The organism is Halomonas sp. GFAJ-1 (genome assembly GCA_002966495.1).
GTDB lineage: Bacteria > Pseudomonadota > Gammaproteobacteria > Pseudomonadales > Halomonadaceae > Vreelandella.
Window position 1 is genome coordinate 1,989,692 of record CP016490.1, and the last position, 26,401, is coordinate 2,016,092.

The window sequence follows — 26,401 nt, forward strand, 5'->3', positions numbered from 1 at the left end:
GCCGATGATGGACGATCAGGCGCTGCTGCGCTATAGCCGCCAAATCATGCTGCCCGAGGTTGATATCGACGGGCAGGAGCGCCTGCGAGGCGCCCACGCGCTGATTATAGGTGCAGGTGGGTTGGGCTCGCCGGCAGCACTCTACTTAGCGGCCGCGGGCGTTGGGCGTATAACCATTGCCGATGCAGATGTTGTTGAGCTTTCTAATCTGCAGCGGCAAATCGCCCATCAGCAGGCAAGCATTGGCGTTAATAAAGCATGCTCAGCGAAAGCCAGCATGGAAGCGCTGAACCCTGAGTGCCAGGTAGTGGCTGTGGAGCAGCACGCAGCAGGCGAGCAGTTACAGACGTTAGTGGATTCGGCAGATGTTGTGCTTGATTGCACCGACCGTTTTTCAAGCCGCTACGCGATTAATACCGCCACACAGCAGGCGGGCGTGCCGCTTGTTTCTGGCGCGGCGATACGCTTTTCCGGGCAGCTGGCGGTATTTGACCCCCGAAACTCAGATGCCCCCTGTTACGCCTGCCTTTATCCCCCTGATGATAGCGATAGCGATGATGAAGCTCTTAGCTGTGCTGAAAGCGGGGTGATGGCACCGCTCGTTGGTTTAATTGGCTGTTTTCAAGCGGTGGAAGCCTTCAAACTGTTAAGCGGTGCTGGAAAGCCCCACCAAGGGCTTTCGACCTTTGAGGGTATGAGTGGACAATGGCGCCACTTCCAGGTGCTCCGAGATCCCGCCTGTCAGGTATGTGGGAAAAGAGAGTAAAAAAAGCCCGCTAAGTAGCGGGCGTGACGTCACGGTCTTATACGTCAAAAGAACGATCCCAAAGGGCGGTAACCCGCCCTTTGGCTAGTTAATTGCGAATCAGATAATCAAAGGCGCCTAGCGAGGCTTTTGCGCCTTCGCCCATGGCAATAATGATCTGTTTATAGGGCACGGTGGTGACATCCCCTGCAGCAAACACACCGGGTACCGAGGTCATGCCATGGGCATCGACAATAATCTCTCCGCGGGGCGTCATCTCAATCGGTGAGCCTTTCAGCCACTCGGTATTAGGTACCAAGCCAATCTGAACAAAAATACCCTCTAACGCGATGGTTTTGATGTCATCGGTAGTACGGTCTTTATAGGTTAGGCCGTTAACGCGGCTGCCATCGCCGGTTACTTCGGTGGTTTGCGCGTTCAAAATAATATCGACGTTGGGCAGGCTCTTGAGTTTTCTCTGCAGCACGGCATCTGCGCGCATTTCACCCATGAACTCTACCAGCGTTACGTGACCCACGATGCCCGCAAGGTCAATGGCCGCTTCTACACCAGAGTTGCCGCCACCAATAACGGCAACGCGCTTGCCTTTGAACAGTGGGCCATCGCAATGGGGGCAATAAGCCACGCCTTTGTTACGGTACTGCTGCTCACCGGGAACATTCATTTCACGCCAGCGTGCGCCAGTGGCTAGCACGAGTGTTTTGCTCTTTAGCTTCGCGCCGGACTCCAGGGTGACTTCATGCAAACCGCCTTCCGCTTCAGCAGCCTTGAATGACGTAGCGCGCTGAAGGTTCATTACGTCAACCTCGTACTCTTTGACGTGCTCTTCCAATGCGCTAACTAGCTTTGGGCCTTCGGTATGGGAAACTGAAATAAAGTTCTCAATGCCCATAGTGTCGGCCACTTGGCCACCAAAGCGCTCTGCAGCAACACCGGTGTTAATGCCTTTGCGGGCAGAGTAAATGGCTGCTGATGCACCGGCGGGGCCACCACCAATCACTAGCGTATCAAAGGCGGCTTTTTCGCTAAGCTTTTTCGCTTCACGCTCGGCAGCGCCAGTGTCTACTTTGGCTAAGATTTGCTCAAGTGTCATGCGACCCTGGTCAAAAGGCTTGCCGTTTAAGTAGATGCTGGGCACCGACATAATTTCCCGCGCTTCTACTTCATCCTGGAACAGCGCGCCATCAATGGCGACGTGACGCACGTTCGGGTTAAAGATCGCCATTAAGTTGAGCGCTTGAACGACATCAGGGCAGTTCTGGCACGAAAGCGAGTAGTAAGTCTCGAACAGCATGTCGCCGTCGAGGTTCTTGATTTGATCCAGCAGTTCTTGAGAGGTTTTCGGTGGGTGGCCACCGACTTGCAGCAGCGCCAGTACCAGCGAGGTGAACTCGTGGCCCATGGGGATACCTGCAAATACCACGCCGGTCTCTTCACCGGGGCGATTAATAGCAAAGGATGGCTTGCGGCTATCTTGGCCATCGCTGTGCAGAGTAATTTTATCGGTGAGGCTGCTGATATCTTCCAGCAGGCCCAGCAGTTCTTGTGACTTGGCACCGTCATCGAGGGACGCAACGATCTCGAACGGTTGAGTCACTTTTTCCAGATAAGCTTTCAACTGGTTTTTTAAATTAGCGTCCAGCATGACAGTGGTTTCCTCGCGATCTGCTTGTCAATGTTCTCGACCTTAAACGCCGCTCACTAAAAACATTCAGCGCAAATAATGGCGTAAGGGAAAACGATAGTTGCGTAAAAATGGTGCTTGAAGAAAAACACCCGGAACTATGCCCGGGTGTCATACTGTCTATAGGGCCACCATGGTTTGGCAGCTTAGCGCTGACAAACCTAGGCTGGCAGCTGAGGGCGAGTTAGATTTTGCCTACTAGATCCAGAGAGGGCGCTAGCGTCTCTTCGCCTTCTTTCCATTTTGCCGGGCAAACTTCGTTCGGGTTAGCGCGAACGTATTGAGCGGCTTTCACTTTACGCAGTAGCTCTTCGGCATTACGGCCGATGTTGCCAGCGTTAATTTCAACGATCTGAATTTTGCCGTCTGGGTCAACAACGAAGGTGCCGCGCTCAGCAAGACCGGCTTCCTCGATGAGGACTTCAAAGTTGCGCGAAATGCGCAGCGTCGGGTCAGCAATCATTGGGTACTGCAGCTTGCCGATAGTCTCAGAGCTGTCGTGCCACGCTTTGTGAGTGAAGTGGGTATCGGTTGAAACGCTGTAAATTTCAACGCCCAGCTTCTTGAATTCTGCGTAGTTGTCGGCCAGGTCGCCAAGCTCAGTGGGGCAAACGAACGTGAAGTCAGCGGGGTAGAAGAAAAATACTGACCACTGGCCTTTAAGGTCTGCTTCGGTAACGTCAACAAACTCACCGTTCAAATAGGCAGTCGCTTTAAACGGTTTTACTTCAGTGTTGATCAAAGACATTTAAATAATCTCCGTGTTAAGTGATTGGTAGGGGGAAAATCTGTCCCATATGGTAACGCTCTACTACTAATAGCTAAAATTGAAAAAAACAATCTTATTGATAGTGAGCTTGTATAGTGACGTGTTTGCTTGCGACACAGACTGTGAGATGGGGGCACTGATGGCATAAGACAAGAATTTTTCACATTGACTTGCGGTTGTCCGCACTGCACCGCAAAATTCGCACGGTTTGCAGAATCGCCTAAGCTATTGCGGGTGGTGACGTAGGGGCTGACGCGCGTAACTGACCATTGAATGTTTGCGATAATTGTTTTGACGAGGAGGAGTGACATGAGGAACATCCACAAACTTTCCGGGGCCGTTGCGGCCATCTCTTTTGCCGTAGCGGCCACTGCTGCCCATGCTGATGAAGTACGGGTGTATAACTGGTCAGACTATATTGCACCAGAAACGCTGGAGAAATTTACCGAGCGCACCGGTATTAGTGTCACTTATGATGTTTATGACAGTAATGAAATTCTTGATGCTGCATTGCTATCAGGGCGCTCAGGATACGATGTCGTCGTTCCGTCAACCCACTACTTCACTCGCCAATTGAGAGCTGGCGTTTACCAGCCGCTCGATCATGACCTGTTGCCCAATTTAGGCAACCTAGACCCTGATTTGATGAGCAATTTAGAAGCCATTGACCAGGGTAGCGAATACTCAGTGCCTTACATGTGGGGAACCAACGGTCTTGGCTATAACGTCGATCGCGTCACTGAGATACTAGGTGACGATGCTCCCCTGGATAGTTGGGCGCTGCTGTTTGACCCTGAAATTACGACCCAGCTCAACGATGCGGGCTGTGGATTAGCCATGCTCGACTCTGGTGATGAAATGTTGTCACCCGCTATGGCCTACCTAGGTCTTAGCCCCCTAAGTGAAAACATTGAAGATTTAGAAGCCGCCGGCGAGTTGATTGCGGCTATTCGTGGCAACATCACCTACTTCCACTCCTCGCGCTATGTGTCTGACTTAGCTAATGGCGATATTTGTGTGGCAGCGGGCTATTCCGGCGATATTTTTCAGGCAGCTGACCGTGCCGAAGAAGCGGGCCGTGATTTTACGATTGGCTACAGCATTCCCAAAGAAGGGGCGGCATTGTGGTTTGATATGATGGCGATACCGGCAGATGCGCCTAATACTGAAAATGCCCATGCCTTTATTAACTTTATTCTTGAGCCTGAAATTGCCGCCGAAATTAGCGAATACGTGCGCTATGCTAACCCGAACGCAGCGGCTAACGAGTTTGTCTCTGAAGAGCTGTTGAACGATCCTGCTGTATATCCTGAAACGGACGTTTTGCAGAACCTTTATGTCGCGGTAGAAAAACCCCAGGAAGTTCAGCGTGCCCGCACGCGTATCTGGAACCGCGTTAAGTCCGGCCGTTAATTTATCCACCGTCTGATGGCGAGCTAGGTCGTGTGCCTGGCTCGCTGTTTGTCTTTTTAACGCCCGGTTTGTCGGGCCTTTTGATGGGAGTGGCGAATGGTCACTACGCCCCTGTCGAGCGCGTCGTCCTCTTCACCATTGGAAACCTCGTCGGCTTCGCGGCCCCAGGGAAAAACCCCGCGGTTTGCCGAGGATATCGTGCTGGAGGTAAAGCGACTCAGTAAGCGTTTTGACGATGCTTTAGCGGTGGATGACGTTAACCTTACGGTAAAGCGTGGCGAGATTTTTGCGCTGCTGGGTGGGTCGGGGTCGGGTAAATCAACGCTGCTACGCATGCTGGCAGGCTTTGAAACGCCCAGTGAAGGCAAAATCTTATTGAGCGGTGAAAATATTACCGATATGCCGCCCCATAAACGCCCGATCAATATGATGTTCCAGTCCTATGCGCTGTTCCCTCATATGACCGTGGCGCAAAACATTGCCTTTGGGCTGAAGCAAGACAAGCTCTCCAAAGCAGACATTGAGGCACGTGTGGCCCAAATGCTTAAGCTGGTGCACATGGAGCGGTTTGCCAAGCGTAAGCCGCACCAGCTGTCCGGCGGCCAGCGCCAGCGTGTGGCATTGGCAAGGTCGCTGGCTAAGCGGCCCAAACTGTTGTTGCTCGATGAGCCCATGGGGGCGTTGGATAAAAAGCTACGTACCGAAATGCAGCTGGAAGTGGTCGAAATTATTGAGCAAGTTGGGGTGACCTGCATCATGGTGACCCACGATCAAGAAGAAGCCATGACCATGGCGGACCGCGTGGCCATTATGGCCGATGGCTGGATTGAGCAGGTGGGCTCACCGGTGGACATTTACGAGAGCCCAGCCAGCCGCATGGTGGCGGAGTTTGTTGGCACCGTAAATTTGTTTGAAGGAGAGATCGTCGAAGATGCTGCCGACCACTGCCGTATTAGCTCGCCTGCTCTCTCTCGGCCGCTCTATATTGACCACGGCATTACCACTCAAGCGGTAGATCGCCGGGTGTGGGCCGCGCTTCGCCCAGAAAAAATCTGGCTAACCCGTGAAAAGCCCGCCACGGCGCACAACTGGGAAGAGGGGACGGTAGACGATATCGCTTATCTAGGCGGCTACTCGCTCTACTACGTGCGCACCGCATCGGGGCAGCGGATAAAAGTCAGCATGGCCAATACCGAGCGTCGAGGCGACCGTCCAACTTGGGAGGATAGCGTCTACGTCTATTGGGAAGACCATAGCGCTATCGTGCTGAATCGCTAATGCCCTGTTGGCCCTTAGGAGATCGCCTTAAATGATGCCATCTCGTGTGACTGGTTTTATGAAGCGCCTGCAGCTAGGCCGCCGGGGGGTGATTGCGCTTCCCCTGGTGTGGCTGACGCTGTTTTTTTTGTTGCCGTTTGCGTTGGTGCTTAAAATCAGCTTGTCTGAGTCAGTCATCGCCATTCCGCCCTATGGGCCGCTGGTAGAGTACGCTGACCAAACGCTGCATGTGTTTCTCAACATGGGGAACTACCTTTTCTTACTCTCGGACTCTTTGTACCTTGCCGCGTACTGGGGCTCGATTAAAACCGCGTTTATTTCCACCACGGTTTGTTTATTGATTGGCTACCCAATGGCTTACGCCATGGCACGGGCGCCGGGGCGATGGCAGCTTATCTTGCTGCTGCTGGTTATGCTGCCCTCCTGGACATCGTTTTTGATTCGGGTGTATGCCTGGATGGGGATTTTGAGCAATAGCGGGCTAATCAATAACTTCCTAATGGGGGTCGGGTTGATTGACTCACCGCTACGGATGATGAATACCCAGTTTGCGGTCATTGTTGGAATTGTCTATGCCTACCTACCGTTTATGGTGCTGCCGCTTTATGCCCACCTAACACGATTGGACAATTCTCTATTAGAAGCGGCATCTGATCTTGGGTCGCGCAAGCTCAATACCTTTATAACGGTCACGCTACCGCTCTCTATGGGAGGGATTTTGGCAGGCTCTATGCTGGTGTTTATTCCTGCTGTGGGTGAGTTCGTCATCCCGGAGCTACTGGGTGGGCCTAATACACTGATGATCGGTAAAGTGCTTTGGGAAGAGTTCTTCTTAAACCGCGACTGGCCGGTCGCCTCCGCACTGGCAATGGTAATGCTACTGCTGTTGCTAATACCTATCGTGTGGTTTCACCGTTACCAATCACGGGAGCTTGAAAAATGATCAGCGCTCGCCGTCGTCCTAGTTTTACCACTGTGATGCTGGTGCTGGGCCTGCTGTTTCTCTACCTGCCTATGGTGGTGTTGGTGGTTTACTCCTTTAATGCCTCGCGGTTAGTTACCGTGTGGGCAGGGTTTTCCACTCAGTGGTACGGGGAGTTATTCCGCGACAAACAGATATTGGCAGCGGTATGGACCAGTCTCAAAATCGCTTTCTTCGCGGCCAGCATGGCGGTGTGTCTGGGTACTGTCGCCGCGTTTGTAATGACGCGCTATGGTCAGTTTCGGGGTAAAACAGCGCTTTCGAGCATGGTGACCGCACCACTGGTCATGCCAGAAGTTATTACGGGGCTGTCGTTGCTGCTGCTTTTTGTGCAGATGGCACAGCTAATCGGCTGGCCCGCTGATCGCGGTATGGCGACTATCTGGATTGCTCACACTACCTTCTGTAGTGCTTATGTAGCGGTGGTGGTCGCCGCACGTCTGCGCGAAGTTGATCGCTCGATAGAAGAAGCGGCCATGGACCTTGGCTCTCCGCCGGTGAAAACGTTCTTCTTTGTGACACTGCCGGTCATTGCGCCTGCGCTGGCTGCCGGTTGGCTACTGGCGTTTACCCTGTCGTTAGACGACTTGGTTATCGCCAGTTTTGTCTCTGGCCCAGGGGCAAATACCCTACCCATGGTGGTGTTTTCATCGGTGCGTATGGGGGTGTCGCCGAAGATCAACGCGTTAGCTACGCTGATTATATTGACCGTCTCATTGGTAACACTATTGGCGTGGTACTTTATGCGCCGCAACGAGGCCAAACGCCTAATGCTCTTAAAGCAGACGGATAGCGCCTAGTTCATAGTGCCCGTCTCATAGCTCATAGCACGTCGTCGTCACGGCCGGTGACGACGGCTTCAAGCTCACCGGTTATGGGCGAGATAATCACCTGCAATTGAATGGGCGCACAGCACTGGTGGCAGTCCTCCCACGTGTCGTGGCTCCCTTGAGAGGTGTCGATGATGAAAGTAAGCGTTGTGTCGCAGTAGGGGCAGTCAAAGGTGTGATTCACTAAGGCATCGTCTTGCATAGCGGCTTCTCTTAAGCAGATACTTTAAGGCCTGAGTGTAGCAGTGCTTCTCTTGCGCGGGCATCGCTGTGCCGAATCAGGTAGGATAATAAAGATTTTCTAAAGCAACGCAGTGAGTATAACGATGATGATACGTAACATGGCAGTAGCAGCCTTTTTGGCTTTCCCGATGGTCGCCCTGGCAGAAACACCTAACGTAACGCCTGGCGAGTGGGAGTTCGTCAGCGTGACCACGATGAGTGGCGAAATGCAGATTCCGGATCAAACCGAAACCGAGCGCCAGTGCATTACTCAAGATGAGTTAGACAGCGCTGAGTTTGGGTTTATCGAAGAAGAGGCGGGCTGCGAGCTGCTTAATCAGGATATAAATGCCGACGGCCTCGCCTACAGCATGGTGTGCCGTGCTGAAGGTGGCGAAGCCACTATCGATGGTGAAATGCGCTTTATGGGCGAGCAGATTGAAGGCACCGTTGATATTTTTACGCAGTCGCCCATGGGTGAGCTAACCATGCAGACTGTGATTGAAGGCGAGCGTATTGGCGACTGCTAATAAGTGAAATGCGGCACTGGCTAACTAGTAGTATCAAGTAAACTAGCCGTATCACCAAACGCACAGCGCGCCCCTTATTAGGGGCGCGCTGTGCGTTTAACTGCAGTCATTAATAGCTTGCACAATCGCTGTATTTCACAGGGTGTTTAGCAATGGCGCCACTTATTTAGCGCCAAACGGTGCTATCGATCCGGCGTTTCAAGGGGCTCGTGGGTTGCCGTTGGAGCGCTTGCGATCTCATCTTCAAGCCTGCGTTTCACCGCCCCCGGCGAACCCGTATAGCGTGCTAGCAGGTCATACGCTACAGGCACGATAAACAGGGTGAAGATCGTGGCTGCCCCAACGCCTGCCATGATCACAGTGCCGATAACCAGGCGCGATTCCGCACCTGGGCCGCTTGATAAAATCAGCGGAATTGACCCGGCCATGGTGGTGATAGCGGTCATTAGAATGGGCCTTAGCCGCGTTACCGAGGCTTCAATAAGCGCAGAGCGAAACGCTTGGCCTTCATCGCGCAGCTGGTTGGCGAACTCCACTATCAAGATGCCGTTTTTAGCCGCCAGGCCGATCAACAGCACAAGCCCCACTTGGCTGTAGATATTAAGCGACTGGCCCGTTAGTAGCAGGGCAAGCAGCGCGCCGCTCATGGCTAACGGCACGGTGAGCATGATCACAAAGGGGTGGATTAAGCTTTCAAACTGCGCAGCAAGCACCAGGAAGACCACCACCGCGCCAAGCACCAGCAAAAAGGTAGTGGCACCGCTGGCCTGTTGGAAGTCCCGCGATGGCCCTGCTAGGTTGGTTTGAGCCTCCTCCGGCAGAATGTCGTCAGCGGTTTGCTGAAGGTAGGCAAGCGCTTCGCCCAACGGGTAACCATCGGCTAGGTTAGCTTCAATGGTAATTGCTCTAACCCGGTCAAAGCGGTTAAGGGTGCTAGCGCCAGCAAAGTCTGAGAGTGTCACTAAGCTGGCCAGCGGGATCAGCTCACCAGAGCGGGCTGAGCGCACCTGAATATTATCCAGCGCACGGGGGCTATTTTGCCGCCCCCGGTCGCCCTCTAAAATGACATCGTACTCCTCGCCGTCATCCACGTAGCGGGTGACATTGCGCCCACCCAGCAACACTTCAAGGGTGCGGCCTATCTCCGTCACGGTAACGCCAAGATCGGCAGCACGCTCATAGTTGATATCTACACGAAGCTGGGGCTGTGTTTCGTCGTAATTGCTCTCTAGGGCGGTTAGCCGAGGGTTATCTTCGCGCACATGATTAAGTAGCGTGTCTCGCCAGCCAGCGAGCTCTTCATAGGTGCCGCCGCCCAGTACAAACTGAATGGGCTTTTGGGTACGCTGACCAAAGCCTTGCCGCATCACAGGAAACGCCTGGACCCCGGGTAGAGTGCCTAAGGTTTGACGAACATCCGCCATAATCTCCCATGCGCTGCGACGGCTACCCCAGTCCGCCATATTGATGATGATAAACCCGCTGTTAAAGTTTTCGATGTTGCCAAACCCACGCGGGGCGCGTACCACGATACGCTCCAGCTCGCCGCTTTCAACGAAAGGCGTTAAGCGAGCCTCGATCTCATCCATATAGTCCATCATGTAGTCAAACGTTGCCCCTTCAGGGCCATTCACCAACACGATAAAATTGCCACGATCCTCCTGGGGGGTGTACTCGTTGGGTAATTCGAATGCTAGCCACGCCGTTGCCGCAATCAGCAACACAAACAGCGCAACAACGATCCATTTAAATCGCAGTACCGCTTCTAAACCGTGTTGGTAACGGCGCTGGGTACCGGTTAGCACCCACTGCACGCCTTGGCCAATGCGGCTGTCGTGCATGCCGGGCTTGAGGATTTTGGACGCCATCATGGGCGTGAGGGTTAGCGCCAGCAGCGTAGATACCACCACTGCCGCTGCCATGGTAAGCGCGAACTCTGAAAACAGCCGACCAATATCGCCCTGTAACATGCTTAAGGGTAGAAAGACGGCTACCAGCACCAGGGTGGTGGCGATCACCGCAAAAGCAATTTGGCGCGTACCGCGAAACGCCGCGACCAGCGGTGTTTCGCCGTAGTCGTGCATGCGTCGGTTAATGTTCTCAAGCACCACAATGGCATCATCGACAATCAAGCCAATCGCTAGTACTAATGCCAGCAGTGTCAGCAGATTGATCGAAAAGTTCATGGCCGCAAGGGCAGTAAAGGCACCAATCACTGCTATAGGCACCGTCACCGCGGGGACGAGCGTTGTACGCAGGTTGCCTAGAAAGAGGAAAATCACTACCACCACCAGCCCCATGGCAATGAACAGCGTCATCACGACCTGCTTAATGGCTCCCGATACAAAGACCGACGCATCAAAATTCAGGTTGAGCGACATGCCTTCAGGCAGCGTGCTCTGTAGTCGGGTCATCTCCTGCTGGACGGCTGCTGATAGCTCTACGATGTTAGCGGTAGACTGCATAATGATGCCCAAACCTACCATGGGCACACCATTGGCGCGGAACACGGAGCGGTCTTCAACCGAGCCAATTTCGACCCTGGCGACTTCTGATAAACGCATCAAGTGACCGTTATCGCCTCGGCTTAAAGCGAGCTGTTTAAAGTCGTCCGGGGTAGCAAAGCTGCGTGGAAGGCGCACGATAAACTGGCGGTCTACAGACTCGATTGAGCCTGCCGGCAGTTCAACGTTTTCAGCGCGAAGCGCGTCTTCGATATCACCGACGGTTAATCCACGGGAGGCGAGGGCGTTGCGGTCTAACCAGACGCGCATCGCGTAATCGCGGCCACCGCCAACCCGTACCCTAGCCACGCCGGTTTGTACGGACAGGCTATCGACTAAAAAGCGGTTGGCGTAATCGGTGAGTTCAGTAATGGTGTAGTCTGCCCCTGAAAGGCTCAGCCACATGACCACTGTTTCACTGCTATCGGTTTTGGTGACTTCCGGGTTGTCGGCATCATCTGGTAGGTTACGCAGTGCCCCAGAAATACGGTCGCGCACATCGTTGGCGGCGGCGTCAATATCACGGGTAATGGCAAACTCGATCTCGATGCGTGAGCGGCCGTCTTCGCTTCGGGAGGTGATTAGCTCAATGCCTTCAACCCCAGCGATGCGGTCTTCCAACACCTGGGTAATACGGGTTTCAACAACGCTTGCAGAGGCACCGGGATAGCGGGTGTCGATACTGACAATGGGGGGATCAACGGTAGGGTATTCCTGAAGCGGCAACCGGTTGAGCGCCATCAGTCCGAAGGCAACGATAAGCGCTGCAATTACCATCGCGAGTACGGGCCGTTGAACCGAAATATCGGATAAGCGCATTAGCGATCAGCCTCCAGCAGCGCGCGGATACTGGTGTCGCTATCGACAACGCCTAGCAAGCGAACTTTTTGGCCATCCCTGGCCATCTGTAGGCCATGTACGACGACCAAGTCACCTGACTCGATGCCTTCAAGAACTTCCACCTCGCCATGGCGTCGTTCGCCGATGGAGACCTCCCGCTGCTCAAGGCGCCAAGATTCATCGTCCTGTTCATGAATCAGCATCACGTAGTGGCGGTCACCACTGGGCTCAAGCGCTGCTTCAGGAAGTACCACTGCGTCACGGGCGCGCTGCTGTACGATAACTTCCATCAGCATGCCGGGACGTAACCGCAGGCCAGGGTTATCAAGCTCTGCACGAACGCTCACGCTGCGTGAAACAGGGTCAATACGGGTGCCAATACTGGCAATTTGACCGCTGAAAATCTCATCGGGGAAGGCCGCTGTTTTGGCACTTAATGAAAGCCCGGAGGATAAACGCCCCAAAAACACTTCGGGAACGCTGAAATCAAGCTTCATTACGTTGAGCTTATCCAGGGTGACGAGCTCCATGCCTGGCGTGACCAGTGCCCCGACGCTGACGTTGCGAAAACCTACGCGCCCACTAAAAGGGGCCTGTATTTGATAATTGGCCAGTCGCGCTTCTAATGCCTGAGCATCGGCCTCTGCTTGGCGAAGCCGCGCTTGAGTATCTTCCACATCCGCCCGGGCGGCCAGGTTGCGTTGCTGCAGCTGTGCCGCTCGCTCTGACGCATTGCGACGCTCATCGGTTAGCGCTTGTGCGGCCCTTAACTGAGCCTGTTCTTCGGCGTCCTGCAAGCGAATAAGTAACTGGCCGCGCTCAACCTGTTGACCATCTTGAAAGTTGATTTCGGCAATTGTTTCGGTAACCGTGGCAGAGAGTGTGACACTCTCGTCAGCACTCAGGGTGCCAAGGGCTTCCAGGGGGTCAGACCAAGTAGTGAGTTCGGCGCGACTTCCAATAACGGCAGGGAGCGACTGGGCGTAGAGTGAGGTAGAGCATAGTAGTGCCACCAGAAAAATAAGTGCGATACGTCTATAAACGTGCATCAGTGTCTCAGCGTAGTAAGCTATAAAGTAGCAGCGCGTAAAAAGGCCCTAAGGGGCCTTGTGTGTTCTGTCATTGATACATTTTTGTACTTTAATTGTACAGAGTGATTTTAAGGTACAGTAAATCATCCCATGTTACCTGTTAAAATGCTTGGCTTTACTTGTTGGGAGCCTCTTTTATGGTCTACGACGTCGTAGTAATTGGCGCTGGTGCCGCAGGGTTAATGTGTGCGGCCCAGGCAGGCTACGCAGGGCGGCGTGTGCTAGTGCTGGATCATGCCAAAAAAGCAGGCAAGAAAATTCTTATGTCAGGCGGCGGACGCTGCAACTTTACCAACCTTGGCACCACACCTCAGCACTTTTACGCGGAAAATCCGTATTTTTGTATTTCTGCGCTAAAGCGTTATCGACCAGAGCACTTTGTTTCTCTGGTGGAGCGCCACGGTGTCGAGTACGTAGAAAAGGCGCCGGGGCAGCTGTTTTGTGCATCTTCTGCCAAAGAGATTGTAAGAGTACTGCTCACCGAGTGCGAATGGGCAGGTGCAGAGATTGCTCTGGGCACTCATATTACGTCCGTTGAGCAAGTCGGGGAGGGAATGCGCTTAGTTACTTCCCTAGGCCGCGTTGATGCTGGCGTGGTAGTGGTGGCGACGGGAGGGCTCTCCATTCCAACTATGGGCGCAACGGGATTTGGCTATGAACTTGCTCGGCAATTTGGTTTAGAGGTAATGCCTACCCGGCCTGGTTTGGTGCCCTTTACCTTAAGTGATACCTGGAAAGCCCGGGCTGCTGAGCTTTCAGGTATGAGCTTGCCGGCAGCGGTGAGCTGCAACGGACGCCAGTTTGTCGAGCCGATGCTATTTACCCATCGCGGGTTATCGGGGCCATCAATGCTGCAAATATCCAGCGTTTGGCAGCCCGGTGAGCCCATTGAAATTAATCTGTTGCCAGATGAAGACGCAGCAGCATCCCTACGAGATGCCCGGGCGGCGACGCCGAAACGGCAGCTCTCCACATGGCTGGGGGAGCGTTTTCCTAAACGATTTGCCCAGGCGCTGCTTGAGTGGATGCCCGAAAATGACCCGACTCGCCCCTTGGCTCACTATAGCAACGATGCTCTAGACTGCTGGGCAGAACGGCTAAATCGCTGGCAGCTCAAGCCCGCAGGTACGGAAGGGTGGAGGACGGCTGAAGTGACCATGGGGGGCGTCAATACTGAGGCGATCTCTTCAAAAACCTTTGAAGTAAAACACCTACCGCAACTGCGTTTTATTGGAGAAGTGCTGGACGTTACCGGCGAGCTTGGGGGGTACAACTTCCAGTGGGCATGGGCAAGTGGAGTGGCCTGCGGAGAGTCGTGTTGATTCTTGGATGAAAAAGCCCTAAGCAAAAACGATGAAGGCCGCATCGGTTGGATAACCTTTGATGCGGCCTTCATCGTTTTCAAGCCATGGGTGGCATTTAAAGTCTTTGTTTAAGAGGCCGCTTTCGCCAGCAGCTTAAACTTACGGAACAACATATAGCCTGCCAATGCTTTGCGGCCTGCTGCCATCATCCCGCCAGGGTGGCGTATCAGTCGAAATGCCACTATGCCGCCAGCAGCGTATAGGGGTAGTTTTAAGCTGTTCCAGTGCTTATCCAGCGGGGCAGTCGCCCGCAGTAAGTAATCACTATTGACCAGCATGTCCACGCGTTGCTGCTCTAGATCTGCAAGCAGAGCCGCTTTTCGCTCAGCACGGGTAAGTGGCTTATCGACGGTGGGTGATGTCATCTTCATTTGCCTCCAACAGCGCACGGTCAGCGGCTAGCTGTTTTAGTGTCTCTTTCAACAGCGTATGTCGTTTAGCTTGGCGAAGCGCAATAACCGCCAACAGCAAGCTTGAGGCGATTAGCACAAAGGCGCTTACGCTGATAGCCGTAAGGCGATACGTGTCCCAAAAAAGCACGACCACAAGCGCCGTTAACGTTGCCACACCTAGAAGCAGTAGCAAAAGGCTTGCACCCGCTAATAACAGCAGCGTGAGTAAACGTGCGCGCTCCTCTTCCAGTTCCAACACCGCCAAACGCAGGCGGGTTTCACCATTCGCTATTAGTGAATTCAGCAGGCGTTTAGCGGCAGAGAATACGCGTTGGGTTGGCCCCAAAGCCATTAGCGACGACCGAGCAGCATACCCACGATTAGGCCTGCAGCAGCGCCGATACCGATGCTGGTCCAGGGGTTGTCGTGAACGTAACGGTCGCAGCAGTCCACTTGATGAGAGAGGGACTCGCGGGTTTCGTCATAAATGCGCTCGCCTTTTGCTTCAAGCCGTGAGCGGGTATCTTTCAGGCGTCGCTCGGCGCGCTCACGAAGATCGCGCATTTCGCCGCTAGCATCCTTTGAAGTGGCATTAACCAGCTCTTCAACGGTTTCGCTGAGATAACGCAGATCTTCTTTAAGCTGATCAGCGCGAGCAGAGGAGTCAGTATTACGTTTAGCCATGATGTCTTCCTTTGACGAAGTGATAAGTGACGACTTCAAGCATAGCAGCCGACGCCGAGTAGACAACCCCTAAACCTTAACGGTTCAGTCCGGTAGCGCTGAACAGAGGATTTAAACTGAAACCGAGGCTGATTCGGTGTATTCGGTTATCGTAATCAATCATGCTCTCGCCATAGCCGTAATAGTACTGCAGATGGGCTCGGACACTATTGAACGCAGGCCAGCTGTAATCGACTTGAGTGCCATAATTGCCTGCACTTGGGTTGCCACGTACAAAGCCTGCTACTTCATGGTTATTATTCAGGCGTTTAGCTAAGCGTACGTCACCATATCCCATAAAACGATGAATATCAGGATTGTCGTCGCTGTTATCCGACTCAGGTATGCGCCAGTGCGGAACTAATGCAAGCGCCCAGTCGCCACGCTGAAAGGTGCTTTCCAAATACACCCGGTTCCAACTGCGGGACAGCGGGTCTGAACGGCCATTAGACTGGTGATTGAAGGAGAATCGGTTACGAGTATTCACCCAACCAAAGGCACGCCATGCATTATCAAAATCGATGAAGATTTCCGGTTCATAGTTGGTTTCCCTAAACGGGGAGGAGGCATCGGTATTATACGCCTGCCACCAGCTACGTTGCGTATAGCCAAAGTAGATATCGCCAACATCGCCAAAAACGTCTTCTGCAAGATTAAATTTGGCGCTGAATTGAAATTTCACTTCGGCACTATCCGCAGAGCTATCTTCGGTAACATTGCGAAAGTTCTCGGCGTTTTGCTTGGTGTTGTAGCTTACTGGGAATAAATAGTTGAGGCGGTGTGTGGTGATCGCAAAGGGGTTGCGTGAGGACTCCTGCTCCAATTGGCGGCGGTCGCTAAGATCCTCAAGCGCTACTTCTTCAGGAAGCAACTCCACCGGTAAGCCCATCGCCGCCTCTTCGGGAGCGTCAATTTGTTGCAGCTGTTGGCGGAGATGATAAAGCTCAGTATTTAACGCACGAATACGCGCTTCGACATCTTCGCGGGACTCCGCTAGCGCACTGGTCGTGAACGTTTGTGCGCCTAAAAGTGCCATAACGCCGGTACATAATAATTTTCGGATGACCATCAAGGTGGCTCGCAAATAGAGAAAAGCAGTTGTCAGGCTTGTTTTTATACAGGCTGCGGGTCTAAGTCAACTACTCTAGATTGCGCTGGGGGAAAGAACGTCTGACAATGGCGCTGTTTCTCGTAGTCGCGGGATTTCGGTGTCGATGAGGCATATAAGCGTGGTGAAATTCGCGGTAAAGATGGTTATAAAAACCGTTTGGGCATTAACGTTTATTATGGGTATCGGTGTCACTGCCGTATACGCGAATATTCCCAGCGGGGTGCCGCCCAAGGAGCAACTTTCTGAGCGTTTGGCCGACTTGGTGGCTCAGGAAAGCGAGTTAAACGCTCAGCAGCTTAGAGACAAAGAAGCCTTAGAGGCCGCGCTTCAGACCTATGAGCGCTTGAGCGCTGTTGATGAGCGTCTTAACGCCCTTGAGCAACGTATTGCGCAAGCGCCGGAGTTATTACTACGTTTAGAGCGAGAGTTAAACGAAGCAGAAGAGGAGAGCCTGCAGCTCTCGGTAGATAATCTAAGTGATATGCCGCTTGAAGCGCTGGAGGCTCAGCAGGCGCAGTCCGTGGTAGAGCTGCAGCAGTTGGAGAGCCAACTGGCTGATGTCAATTCCCAGCTGCTTGCCGCCCAAACGCTACCAGAACGTGCCCAACAATCAATTTCCGACGCATTGCAGCGCGCTGAGACCTTACGACGCGACTACGACGAACGGGAATCATTGCTTGAAGGTCGGCAGCTTTCCGCTCAGAACGATCCGCAGCTGATTCAGCTGCGCCTTGAGCGGGCTCTGGCAGAGCGCGAAGTAAACTTAAATCAGCGCGAGCTAAGTGCTAACAGTCGATTACGCGAGCTAGCCCAGCAGCGCCGTGATTTGCTGTCGTTGCAAATAGAGCATCAAGAGCAGCAGCTCAACTTGCTACGAGGCGTGATTGATCGCCAGCGGCGCCTGCAGTCTGAGCAGGCGATTGCCGATGCCGCCCGAGACGACCCGCTGATTGCTGAAGGTCACCCTGTGGTGCTGCGCGCCCAGCAAATTAACCAAGAGCTGAGTCTTGAACTCCTGCGTGCTACCGATCGCGCCAACGGCATAGTGCGAGAAAATATTGAAGCCCATCGACAGCTAGACCAAGTGCGTCAACTGCAGCGCAGCCTAAATGAACAGCTAGATGCGATTCGCGGCAGCCAACTGCTCTCACGCATCCTTCGCGAGCAGCGTCAGTCGTTGCCGACTATCGCTCCCCGGCGCGATTTACAGGACGAAATTGCAGACCTGCGCCTAAAGCAGTTTGATTTAATCCGCCAACGTGACCAGCTACGCCAAGGCGAGCGCCTAGCCACCCAGCGGCTGCAAGAAGCGGGGGTCGAGGTTACACCGGGCTTGGTTAACTCCCTCTCACGGCTGTATCAATCCCGTCGCGAGCTGGTAGAACAGCTTGAACAGTCTTATGGCAGCTTGTTAAGTGCCGCCATCGAATTGCAGCTCAATCAGCAGCAGTTACTAATGACCACGCGTAGCTTACGCGCCACGATTGATGAGCAGTTGTTCTGGGTCGCCAATAGCCGCCCGTTAGATTTGAATTGGCTGCGTCAGTTGCCTAACAATGTCCGTGCTGAATGGCGGGAGGGCGAATGGCGCGCTATTTTGCCGAACCGGTGGGAGGGGCTTTCTTGGCAAATGCTTGGCGGAGCGCCGCTGGTGTTGATTGGCCTGCTACTCGTCGGCTTGCGTCGTCGCATTAAAACCCGACTAGCGCTTATCCACTCGCAAATTGGGCGATTAAAAAGCGATACCCAGCTCCATACGCCTAAAGCGGTGCTGCTCAATGCCTTGCTGGCCATCCCTGGCCCTCTGGCGTTAGCGGGCATCGGCGTTGGGCTGCAGGCGGGGCAAGGCGCGTTGGCAAATAGTGTGGCGCCAGCGCTGTTGCAGCTAGGCTTAAGCTGGGGCGTAGTAGCTCTTGGGCGTAGATTGCTCATACCTGACGGAGTAGCCGAGCGGCACTTTACCTGGTCTCCCGGCTATAACGCACGGCTGCGTAAGTTGCTTGGCGGATTAGGTGTTGCGCTGGCCCCTGTGGTGGCTATTGCCGCCATGTCAGAACAGATGGAAACACCCCTGGCGCTGCGACCAGTGGCCATGGGGTTATTCTCTATGGGGCTACTCGCCATGAGCTGGTGGCTGGGGCAATTGATCTTATCCCATGTACCATTTTTTGGCGTAAGGCTCTTTCGTTTGATACTCGGGTTAACGATGGCCTCGGTGCCGCTAATGCTGCTGGGCTTAGTCGCCTGGGGGTACGAGTATACTGCGCTGCGCCTAGTCGGGCGCTTTGCCAGTACGCTCTACCTCTTAGGGCTATGGGTAGTGGTTGAAGCTACCGTCGTGCGTAGCTTGGCAGTGGCGGCGCGCAGGCTTGCGTATCGTCGCGCGTTGGCCCGGCGCCGCGCCATGGTGCAAGAAGGTGCTGAAGGCGGGCTGGAGGTTGTGGAGGAGCCGCCGCTGGATATGGAGAAGATCAATACCCAGTCGCTGCGGCTCTCTAAACTTATCTTGTTAATTGGGTTCAGCGCGCTGCTGTATTTGGTGTGGGCGGATCTGCTCACGGTGTTGGGCTATCTAGATCACGTAGCGCTATGGGATGCCCAGGAGGGCGACTTAGTTGGCGATACGCTATCGATTTCGGATGTGTTCGCCGCGCTGCTTGTTATTGCGCTAACGTTTATTATGGCTAGTAACCTACCTGGCTTGCTAGAAGTGATGGTGCTTTCGCGCCTAGCGCTCAAGCAGGGCAGTGCCTATGCGATTAGCTCGCTGCTTTCCTACACCATCGTCGGTACGGGGGTCGTGATGGCCCTGGCCACGCTGGGCGTTTCCTGGGATAAGTTGCAGTGGCTGGTGGCGGCGCTGAGTGTCGGCTTGGGCTTTGGTTTGCAGGAGATCTTTGCCAACTTTATTTCCGGCCTGATTATCCTGTTTGAGCGCCCCATACGGATTGGTGACACGATTACCATTGGCAACCTTCATGGCACCGTTAGCCGAATACGCATTCGTGCCACTACGGTCACCGACTTTGATCGCAAAGAGATTATTATTCCTAATAAAACCTTTGTCACCGATCAGCTTATCAACTGGTCGCTGTCGGATAACGTTACCCGCGTGGTACTCACTTATGGTGTCTCCCACGGGTCTGACTTGCCGTTAGTACATCAATTGCTGCGCCAAGCCGCCGATGAGAACGAGCGAGTACTAACAGACCCGGAGCCCCAAGTGTTCTGCCTAAGCTATGGGCAGCACAGTATGAACTTTGAACTGCGTATCTTTGTTAATGACTTGGTTGACCGGCTGTTTGCCGCCGATGAGGTTAACTGCCGGGTGGATGAGCTATTTCGGGAAGCGGGCGTGCGGATAGCCTTTGAGCAGATGGATGTGTGGCTGCACCCCGATGATGGGAAGACCATCAAAGTGCAGTCCGCCAAGCGGCTACCGCCCGCTAACTTAAGCTAATTAATCTCAAACTCAATACGTTGACTATCGCTTACTGGCGAACAGTAAAAACTCCCGATTACCGTCACTGCCGGTAATCGGGCTCTCTTGCCAATGGCTAACATGCAGCCCGCACTGTTCACAGGCGCCACGAATTTTCTGCTCTACCTCGGCATAGCGGCTGCGGTTGCGCACCACGCCGCGTTTATCTAACGCGCCGGGCTCCAGCTCAAACTGTGGCTTTACCAGCGAGAGAAGCTGGCCTGCCTGGGGCAGCAGTGCAGCAATCTCGGGTAAGATAAGGGTTTGCGAGATAAACGAGACATCCATGACGGCAAGGTCAATGGGGTGCTCTGTGAGCGCCTGCAGAAGGGCTTTCGAGGTGCTCATTTGGCGGGCGTTTAAACCTTCCAGGCAAGCTACCCTTGGGTCGGCACGCAGCGTGTCTGCCAACTGGCCGTGGCCCACCTCAACGCCCACTACATGCTGGGCACCAAACGACAACGCGCAGTCGGTAAAGCCGCCCGTGGACTGGCCAATATCCAGCACGCCTCGCCCATCCAGGCGCATCTCAAGTGCCTTAAGGATACCTTCCAGCTTTAAACCCGCCCGGGAAACATAGCGCTCCTCCGGATCATCTTCTACCTGTAACGGGATATCGGCGGGCCACTTTTCCGAAGGTTTGATAAGCGCGCGCCCATCGGCAAGGTGAACGCGTCCATTACGGATCAGCCGTTGGGCGCGGGTACGTGAGTTGGCCAGCCCTTGGCTGACCAACAATTGATCGAGTCGAATCATGGGGTCTATGGGGTTATTAATGGCAGCTATTAGGGCCCTTCTGGCGGCGTGTTGGGGCCTTCGTTTGCCTGAAGTTCGGTAGGCGGCAGTCGAGCAGCCCCCCAGCTACGGTGAAGATAGCCTTTAACGCTTTCAAGCTCCTCATGCGATACTTTGGCAAGCTCGCCCCGTTCCAGTGGGTCGTAGTGGTAAATATACAGCCGGGAGGTGAACTGGTCGAAGGGCAGTGAAGCTTCGCCAAACCGTTCGCCGTTACCGGAGGTGCCGACTTTTACGTCGTCGCCCCAGTTTTGCCCGCTATCGTTATTGGGGTTATAGAAGTAGATACGCATGACGTCATTTGGGTCGAGTGACGCGCGTAAAATCGTAATCGCATGCCAGCCAATAAAGCGGGCGGCACTGTCGGTCACCGCAATGCCAGCCGGCTGCGGGTGAATAAGCGGTTGATTACCATTGTAGTAAGGGTGGTAGCTTGCGTAGAAGTGGCGCACAAAGTCATCCACATTACAGAGTTGACCTGTTGCAACGTCGACATTGATGCTAAAGCCACGACCAGACCACCATCCGTGAAACTCGGGATTTACCCAGCGGTGGGGGTCGCCTTCACGGCCAATACAGCGCCTGCCCATTTCGGCATAAATACGGTCTAGGTGGGGCACAACAATCAGCGAGACTGGATCTAGATCCATAGGCAACTCGGCGGCAACGCCCAGCGCGCTTTCCATGGAAGAGATAGGTTGGCCTTCGAAATGCATGATAATTTCGTCGTCACGTGCCGCCCAGGTCACCATTTGCAGCAGGTAGTCGGGGTCGTTATAGGCCCACATGGAAAGTGCCCGAGCCGACTGGCATGTGGGATTGTTGCCTTGGCCAACGCCTAGCGGAAGCCCCAGCATACAGAGTACGCCTTCAATTAAGCGTGCCCGCGGAGACGCATAATCGCCGTAGGCAATGGTAAGCCGCGCCTCTGACCACTCAGACAGCTGCAGATTAAGTTGGCGCCACATGGCGGGTGCTACCGGAGCTTGATAAAGAATACCTCGCTCAAGTAGCAGTGCTAGGCCATAAACTGCCTGGGCGGTAGCTGGATAAACGCCGCTACGAATTAGCGCGTGTACCAGCTCGCGATAGCACAACAGGCAGTCACGGCCGGTGGCTGATAGCCCTAATGCCTCGGAGAGCAGGTGGTCGCCTTCTTCCAGCAAATAGCGCATCAGCACGGCATGGTAGGGTGATACTAGCCCCGTATCGTGCATGGCACGGGCGAAGCCGGTGGATTCCGCTTGCAATGCAGCGCTGTCCATCCGCTCCAATCGTTCTCGGTAAAGCGCAACGCCTGGATCCTCTCGGCAGGCTTGGGTCGGCCCGTAAAGCGAGCTGACCAGCCTGTCGGCGCCTTGGCCGCTTGAGCCCAGGTCTATCTCTGGGTTGGCTTGGCACAAGGCGATTTGGGTAATCATCTGCTTAATGGCATCGACCTGAATCGGACGCTGCTTAAGGATTCGCCAGATTTCATCAATTAGCTGGTCAATAACATGTTCGTAGCCAATACGCTCAGCCAAGTGCTGGAAGAGCTGGCGGGGGATATTAGCTAACCGACCCTGGGTTTCACGTTCTGCTTCACTTGGTGCGTTGAACAGCAGCCACAGGTTAATGGCCATCACTTGGGTTAAATAGTGATGAGCATGCTCCTGGGAGACCAGCGAATGCAGATAATCGCCCTTAGCAACGGCCAGAAGTCGCAGTTCGCTCAATGCTTCGATCACAACGACATTTGCATCGGCACTTTTCAGCGCAAAGGGGGTAAGCGTAGGGATTAAATACTGGGGAGTTGCCCAATCAGACCCTTCAAATACCCCGGCGGATTCAAAATCCGCCGCGCGTGCCTCAAGGGCGGCGCAGCCGCCGTCTTCCATCAAGGCACGTCGCGCGGCATCCATTACCCGGGGGAGTTTCGCTACTTTGGAGGCATCAGGCGCCTGCAAAAGCAGGCGCACCGCGTCATCAAAGTTGCTCAAGAGATCGTTGAGCTTGGCATCTTCAGGTGAAGAGGCCTCTTGGTGGTTCGTCACATAGACTCCTTACCCTTGCTATAGCGGGGATTATACATAGAAGTCGAGATCCTCTGGGCGTTTTAAATAGATCAAGCCTCCAATGCGGCGGTGTGGGTAAACGCCAAAGCAACTTGCAGAACCCTCTGTCCCCCTCAGGCCTCTTTCGGAAAGAAGGTGTGCACTTGTTTCTGTGTACTTTACGGGTTAAGAGCAATCATTGATGCTTGATAAGCGTTAAAACCGTAAACGCGCTCCATTAATTCAAAGTTTTTAAAGCCTGGCGGCCAGTAAGTAACTTCACCAAAGTACATCTCACCATACACGAAGGGCGCTACCACCGGCTAATCACTTCCCTTTGAGGCTGATAAACAATGAAAGCGCTGTTTTCGATGATGTCTGCTAAAGGCGCTACCCTGGAATATGATAGGCTAGGCGGGATAACGTTACCTTCAAGTGGCAAGAGGAATAGGCCAAGATGGCGGCCAAGCCGATTTACCGTGTAGTGGTTCACCAACAGGGTGAAATTTGGGATTTATATGTAAGAGAGATCTTTCAAAGCGAACTCTGGGGCTTTATTGAAGTCGAGGAGTTTGTCTTTGACGATGCATCGCGGGTAGTCGTTGATCCAGGAGCTGAAAAACTACAGCGAACCTTTGAGGGGGTGAAGCGAAGTTATCTGCCTCTCAATGCCATTGTGCGCATTGATGAAGTAGAGCGCGAAGGTCCTTTAAAGGCAGTAAAAAGCGATGCCCGTGTTGCGGAGTTTCCTCGTCCCTTTCCGTTGCCTCCCCGCGGAGAAGGGTAAGCGCCTAATACAAGCGCAAAGCTTAGCGGTACGTGCGGGTGACTTCGTCGGCCACCGCCCGTTTTACGATCAGGACATGACGTCATGCCAGTAGAAAAATTTCGTTTGAGTTGTTATGCCGCTGCCGTAGGTGTGTTGTTAAGCGTTAGCGGCACCTCAGCGTTTGCCCAGTCTGATAGTCAGGCCTGGGTCAGCGATGAGTTAAACACCTATGTACGCAGCGGCCCCACTGATGGTTACCGCATCGTGGGAACGCTGAATGCTGGTGAGCAGGTAGAAGCGCTTGAAACCAGCGGTAATTACACCCGCGTGCGCAGTAGCAGCGGCGATACGGTGTGGGTGTTAAGCAGCGAGTTACAGCAAACCCCCAGCGCCCGTGAACAGCTGCCGGTGCTTGAGAGCCAAGTGGGTGAGCTGACCGAAGAGCTGGACAGTATTAACGCTACCTGGGAGCAGCGGGTTAGCTCCATGCGTGAAACCCTGGAAGTGCGTGAGCAGCGTATTGCCGAGCTAGAAGCACGCAACCGCGAGCTTGATAGCGCAGCAGAACAGTCTCGCCAGCAGGTGCGGGCACTCCAGGCGCGTTTAGATACCCAGGAAGAAGACCTGCTAATGCGCTACTTCATGTACGGCGGTGGTGTGGCGGGCGCTGGCCTACTGGTGGGGTTGATTGTTCCCCATTTGCCTCGCCGTCGTAAAAAGCGCGACCGCTGGTTTTAAACGAGCGCCTTAAACGAGGGCTTTGAACGAGGGTATAGCGATGGAAAACCCATGGCGACAGCGCTGGCAAGAGGGGCGTATCGGCTTTCACTTATCCGACACTCATCCGGCGTTGGCTCGCTATTGGTCAACGCTAGGGGTAACGCCCGGCGCCAAAGTGCTGGTGCCGCTATGTGGCAAAAGTCTAGATATGCGCTGGTTGGCTGAACAGGGGCATCCGGTGTTGGGTATTGAGCTAGCGCCGGAAGCAATTGAGCAGTTTTTTGCCCAGCGGAGCGCCGGAGTCTCCCGCTATACCCAGGCAGGCTTTGATGTGTCTCGTCAAGGTAGCGTTGAGCTGTGGTGCGGAGATTTCTTTCATCTGCATATCAAGCAGGCGGCGGAAGTGGGGGCGTTTTACGACCGCGCCTCGCTGATTGCTTTGCCACCGGCCACCCGCGAGCGCTATGCATTTCATCTAGCCCAGCTAGTTCCGCCTGGGGCTCAAGGTCTGCTCGTCAGCTTATCCCACGGGGATCAGGAGGCTGGGCCGCCCTTTAGCGTTCCCAGTAGAGAAGTTGAACGCTTGCTGGCGCCTAACTTTCAGGTCGAGCTGTTAGAAAACGGTGAGGCCGACGAGCGAGGGTGCAGTGAAAGCGTATGGGCATTAAAAAGGCGCGGTCCACACGTTTAGCAAAAATCCGCGTAAACCCTCGCCCGATTGAGGGCGGGGATACAAGCGGGCAGCGCGCTAGCGCTGCAGGGGTTGTAGTTTCGTATTTATCTGGCACTATACATTCATACAGTCAACGAGTTGAAGCCGTTGTGTTAACAGCCACCAAAGTACGCATCTACCCCACCCCCGAACAGGCTGATTTCTTGAATCAGCAATTCGGCGCGGTGCGGTTTACGTACAACAAGGCACTGCACATTATCAGCTCGCAGTACAAGCGCCATGGCACCAAGCTGCGCGCTAAGAAAGACCTCAAGCCGTTGTTGGCGGTGGCGAAGAAGTCTCGCAACTACCACTGGCTCAAAGCGTTTGATTCTATCGCACTGCAACAGGCGTGCATTAACCTGGATCGCGCCTTCCAGAACTTCTTTAACCCCCAGCTAAAAGCCCGCTATCCGCGCTTTAAACGCAAGCATGGCAAGCAATCGAGCTATCACTGCACCAGCGTTAAGGCGGGTGATGACTGGATCAAAGTCCCCAAGCTTACGCCGATTAAAGCCCGAATCCATCGAGAGATCGCCGGCACGCTGAAAAGCATCACACTGACCCGCACCCCCACAGGCAAGTATTTTGCCTCGCTGCTGGTGGAGGATGGTGTGGAGGCAACCGCACCGCTGCAAACGGTGGAGACGGTGCTGGGGGTCGATATGGGCTTAACGCATCTGGCCATCGACTCCACTGGCCGCAAGGTCGCCAATCCTCGCTTCTTGAAGCTGGCGTCTGCCAACCTACGCCGCAAGCAGAAAGCGCTTTCACGCTGCCAGAAAGGTAGCAAGCGCCGTGCGAAAGCGCGGCTAATGCTCGCCAAGGCGCACGAGCGGCTGGGGAATGTGCGTGCTGACTTCCAGCACAAACTGTCTCGACAACTCATTGACGACAACCAAGCGGTGGTGGTCGAGACACTGAGCGTGAAAAACATGCTCAAAAACCGCAAGCTGGCCAAGCATATTGCCGATGCCAGTTGGAGCAGGTTGATCGAAAAACTGGCGTATAAGGCGAAGCAGCAAGGCAAGCATCTGGTCAGAATCGACCAATGGTTCGCCAGCTCCAAAACCTGCGCGGGCTGCGGCCACAAAGTCGAACAAATGCCCCTCAGTGTCCGCACCTGGGATTGCCCAAGCTGTGGCACAAAGGCGATTGACCGTGACGTAAACGCCGCGATCACTATTCGCCAGCAAGGCATTTTAAAATTAAAGGCGGAAGGGCTGTCCGTCTCTGCCCATCGAGGCCTGTGTAAGACCGGTCACGCACCGGCTGCGGCCTAAGACGTGGGAAGCCTCACCCATGGTTGCGTAGCGACGTAGGGTGGGGAGCAGTCACTGTGTCCGCGCCCGGTAGCGTACTGACCAAAGCCGTTCTAACGAGAGCTATCGC

The 26,401-nt window shown here is 54.2% G+C and carries 23 protein-coding genes; 12 read left to right on the plus strand and 11 right to left on the minus strand.

Annotated features, from left to right (window positions below):
• Positions 1–4: 4 nt before the first annotated feature.
• Complete coding sequence (locus BB497_09165; GenBank protein AVI62850.1) at positions 5–766, plus strand: molybdopterin-synthase adenylyltransferase MoeB; 762 nt, start codon at positions 5–7, stop codon at positions 764–766.
• Between the two features lie 88 nt (positions 767–854).
• Here BB497_09165 and BB497_09170 read toward each other — a convergent pair whose 3' ends face one another.
• Positions 855–2,411, minus strand: coding sequence for an alkyl hydroperoxide reductase subunit F (locus BB497_09170; protein AVI62851.1), 1,557 nt, complete (start codon positions 2,409–2,411; stop codon positions 855–857).
• Between the two features lie 223 nt (positions 2,412–2,634).
• On the minus strand, positions 2,635–3,198 hold the full coding sequence (locus BB497_09175) for a peroxiredoxin (protein AVI62852.1): 564 nt from the start codon (positions 3,196–3,198) through the stop codon (positions 2,635–2,637).
• Between the two features lie 330 nt (positions 3,199–3,528).
• Between BB497_09175 and BB497_09180 the strand changes: the two genes are divergently transcribed.
• The 4 genes from BB497_09180 to BB497_09195 all read left to right on the plus strand — a co-directional run bounded on the left by BB497_09180 (position 3,529) and on the right by BB497_09195 (position 7,692).
• Positions 3,529–4,632, plus strand: coding sequence for a spermidine/putrescine ABC transporter substrate-binding protein PotF (locus tag BB497_09180; GenBank protein AVI62853.1), 1,104 nt, complete (start codon positions 3,529–3,531; stop codon positions 4,630–4,632).
• A gap of 96 nt (positions 4,633–4,728) precedes the next feature.
• Entirely contained in the window at positions 4,729–5,910 is a 1,182-nt protein-coding gene (locus BB497_09185; GenBank protein ID AVI62854.1) for a transporter, read from the plus strand.
• A gap of 31 nt (positions 5,911–5,941) precedes the next feature.
• Positions 5,942–6,853: a putrescine ABC transporter permease PotH gene (locus BB497_09190; GenBank protein AVI62855.1), complete on the plus strand. Its 912-nt coding sequence runs from the start codon at positions 5,942–5,944 to the stop codon at positions 6,851–6,853.
• The gene (locus BB497_09195; GenBank protein ID AVI62856.1) at positions 6,850–7,692 is read left to right on the plus strand and encodes a putrescine ABC transporter permease PotI; all 843 of its coding nucleotides are present in this window, start codon (positions 6,850–6,852) and stop codon (positions 7,690–7,692) included. The genes BB497_09190 and BB497_09195 overlap by 4 nt, the downstream gene beginning before the upstream one ends.
• A 22-nt stretch (positions 7,693–7,714) precedes the next feature.
• Here the strand turns inward: BB497_09195 and BB497_09200 are convergent, their stop codons facing one another.
• The gene (locus tag BB497_09200) at positions 7,715–7,924 is read right to left on the minus strand and encodes a hypothetical protein (GenBank protein AVI62857.1); all 210 of its coding nucleotides are present in this window, start codon (positions 7,922–7,924) and stop codon (positions 7,715–7,717) included.
• A gap of 127 nt (positions 7,925–8,051) precedes the next feature.
• On the opposite strand from BB497_09200, the gene BB497_09205 reads away from it, so the two are divergent.
• Positions 8,052–8,474: a hypothetical protein gene (locus BB497_09205; protein AVI64313.1), complete on the plus strand. Its 423-nt coding sequence runs from the start codon at positions 8,052–8,054 to the stop codon at positions 8,472–8,474.
• Positions 8,475–8,656: 182 nt separating this feature from the next.
• Here BB497_09205 and BB497_09210 read toward each other — a convergent pair whose 3' ends face one another.
• Together BB497_09210 and BB497_09215 are read right to left on the minus strand one after the other, a co-directional pair.
• On the minus strand, positions 8,657–11,797 hold the full coding sequence (locus BB497_09210; protein ID AVI62858.1) for a multidrug transporter AcrB: 3,141 nt from the start codon (positions 11,795–11,797) through the stop codon (positions 8,657–8,659).
• Complete coding sequence (locus BB497_09215) at positions 11,797–12,867, minus strand: efflux transporter periplasmic adaptor subunit (GenBank protein AVI62859.1); 1,071 nt, start codon at positions 12,865–12,867, stop codon at positions 11,797–11,799. The genes BB497_09210 and BB497_09215 overlap by 1 nt, the downstream gene beginning before the upstream one ends.
• Before the next feature lie 179 nt (positions 12,868–13,046).
• Between BB497_09215 and BB497_09220 the strand changes: the two genes are divergently transcribed.
• Positions 13,047–14,231: a hypothetical protein gene (locus BB497_09220; GenBank protein ID AVI62860.1), complete on the plus strand. Its 1,185-nt coding sequence runs from the start codon at positions 13,047–13,049 to the stop codon at positions 14,229–14,231.
• A gap of 110 nt (positions 14,232–14,341) precedes the next feature.
• Here the strand turns inward: BB497_09220 and BB497_09225 are convergent, their stop codons facing one another.
• From BB497_09225 to BB497_09240, 4 genes are all read right to left on the minus strand, one after another.
• Positions 14,342–14,644: a hypothetical protein gene (locus BB497_09225; protein ID AVI62861.1), complete on the minus strand. Its 303-nt coding sequence runs from the start codon at positions 14,642–14,644 to the stop codon at positions 14,342–14,344.
• The gene (locus BB497_09230) at positions 14,616–15,017 is read right to left on the minus strand and encodes a hypothetical protein (protein ID AVI62862.1); all 402 of its coding nucleotides are present in this window, start codon (positions 15,015–15,017) and stop codon (positions 14,616–14,618) included. Before BB497_09230 ends, BB497_09225 begins: the two co-directional genes overlap by 29 nt.
• Entirely contained in the window at positions 15,017–15,349 is a 333-nt protein-coding gene (locus tag BB497_09235; protein ID AVI62863.1) for a hypothetical protein, read from the minus strand. Before BB497_09235 ends, BB497_09230 begins: the two co-directional genes overlap by 1 nt.
• Positions 15,350–15,425: 76 nt before the next feature.
• On the minus strand, positions 15,426–16,457 hold the full coding sequence (locus BB497_09240; protein ID AVI62864.1) for a phospholipase: 1,032 nt from the start codon (positions 16,455–16,457) through the stop codon (positions 15,426–15,428).
• 160 nt (positions 16,458–16,617) lie between these two features.
• On the opposite strand from BB497_09240, the gene BB497_09245 reads away from it, so the two are divergent.
• Positions 16,618–19,959, plus strand: coding sequence for a mechanosensitive ion channel protein MscS (locus tag BB497_09245; GenBank protein ID AVI62865.1), 3,342 nt, complete (start codon positions 16,618–16,620; stop codon positions 19,957–19,959).
• A gap of 24 nt (positions 19,960–19,983) precedes the next feature.
• On the opposite strand, the gene BB497_09250 is transcribed toward BB497_09245, so the two are convergent.
• Positions 19,984–20,736, minus strand: a complete 753-nt coding sequence (locus BB497_09250; GenBank protein ID AVI62866.1) for a hemolysin — start codon at positions 20,734–20,736, stop codon at positions 19,984–19,986.
• 29 nt (positions 20,737–20,765) lie between these two features.
• Entirely contained in the window at positions 20,766–22,808 is a 2,043-nt protein-coding gene (locus BB497_09255) for a hypothetical protein (GenBank protein ID AVI62867.1), read from the minus strand.
• Positions 22,809–23,265: 457 nt separating this feature from the next.
• On the opposite strand from BB497_09255, the gene BB497_09260 reads away from it, so the two are divergent.
• The 4 genes from BB497_09260 to BB497_09275 all read left to right on the plus strand — a co-directional run bounded on the left by BB497_09260 (position 23,266) and on the right by BB497_09275 (position 26,292).
• Positions 23,266–23,595, plus strand: coding sequence for a hypothetical protein (locus tag BB497_09260; GenBank protein ID AVI62868.1), 330 nt, complete (start codon positions 23,266–23,268; stop codon positions 23,593–23,595).
• 84 nt (positions 23,596–23,679) lie between these two features.
• On the plus strand, positions 23,680–24,315 hold the full coding sequence (locus tag BB497_09265; protein ID AVI62869.1) for a peptide-binding protein: 636 nt from the start codon (positions 23,680–23,682) through the stop codon (positions 24,313–24,315).
• Positions 24,316–24,355: 40 nt separating this feature from the next.
• Entirely contained in the window at positions 24,356–24,988 is a 633-nt protein-coding gene (locus BB497_09270) for a thiopurine S-methyltransferase (protein ID AVI62870.1), read from the plus strand.
• A 131-nt stretch (positions 24,989–25,119) separates the two neighbouring features.
• The gene (locus BB497_09275) at positions 25,120–26,292 is read left to right on the plus strand and encodes a transposase (protein ID AVI62871.1); all 1,173 of its coding nucleotides are present in this window, start codon (positions 25,120–25,122) and stop codon (positions 26,290–26,292) included.
• The last annotated feature ends 109 nt before the right edge of the window (positions 26,293–26,401 follow it).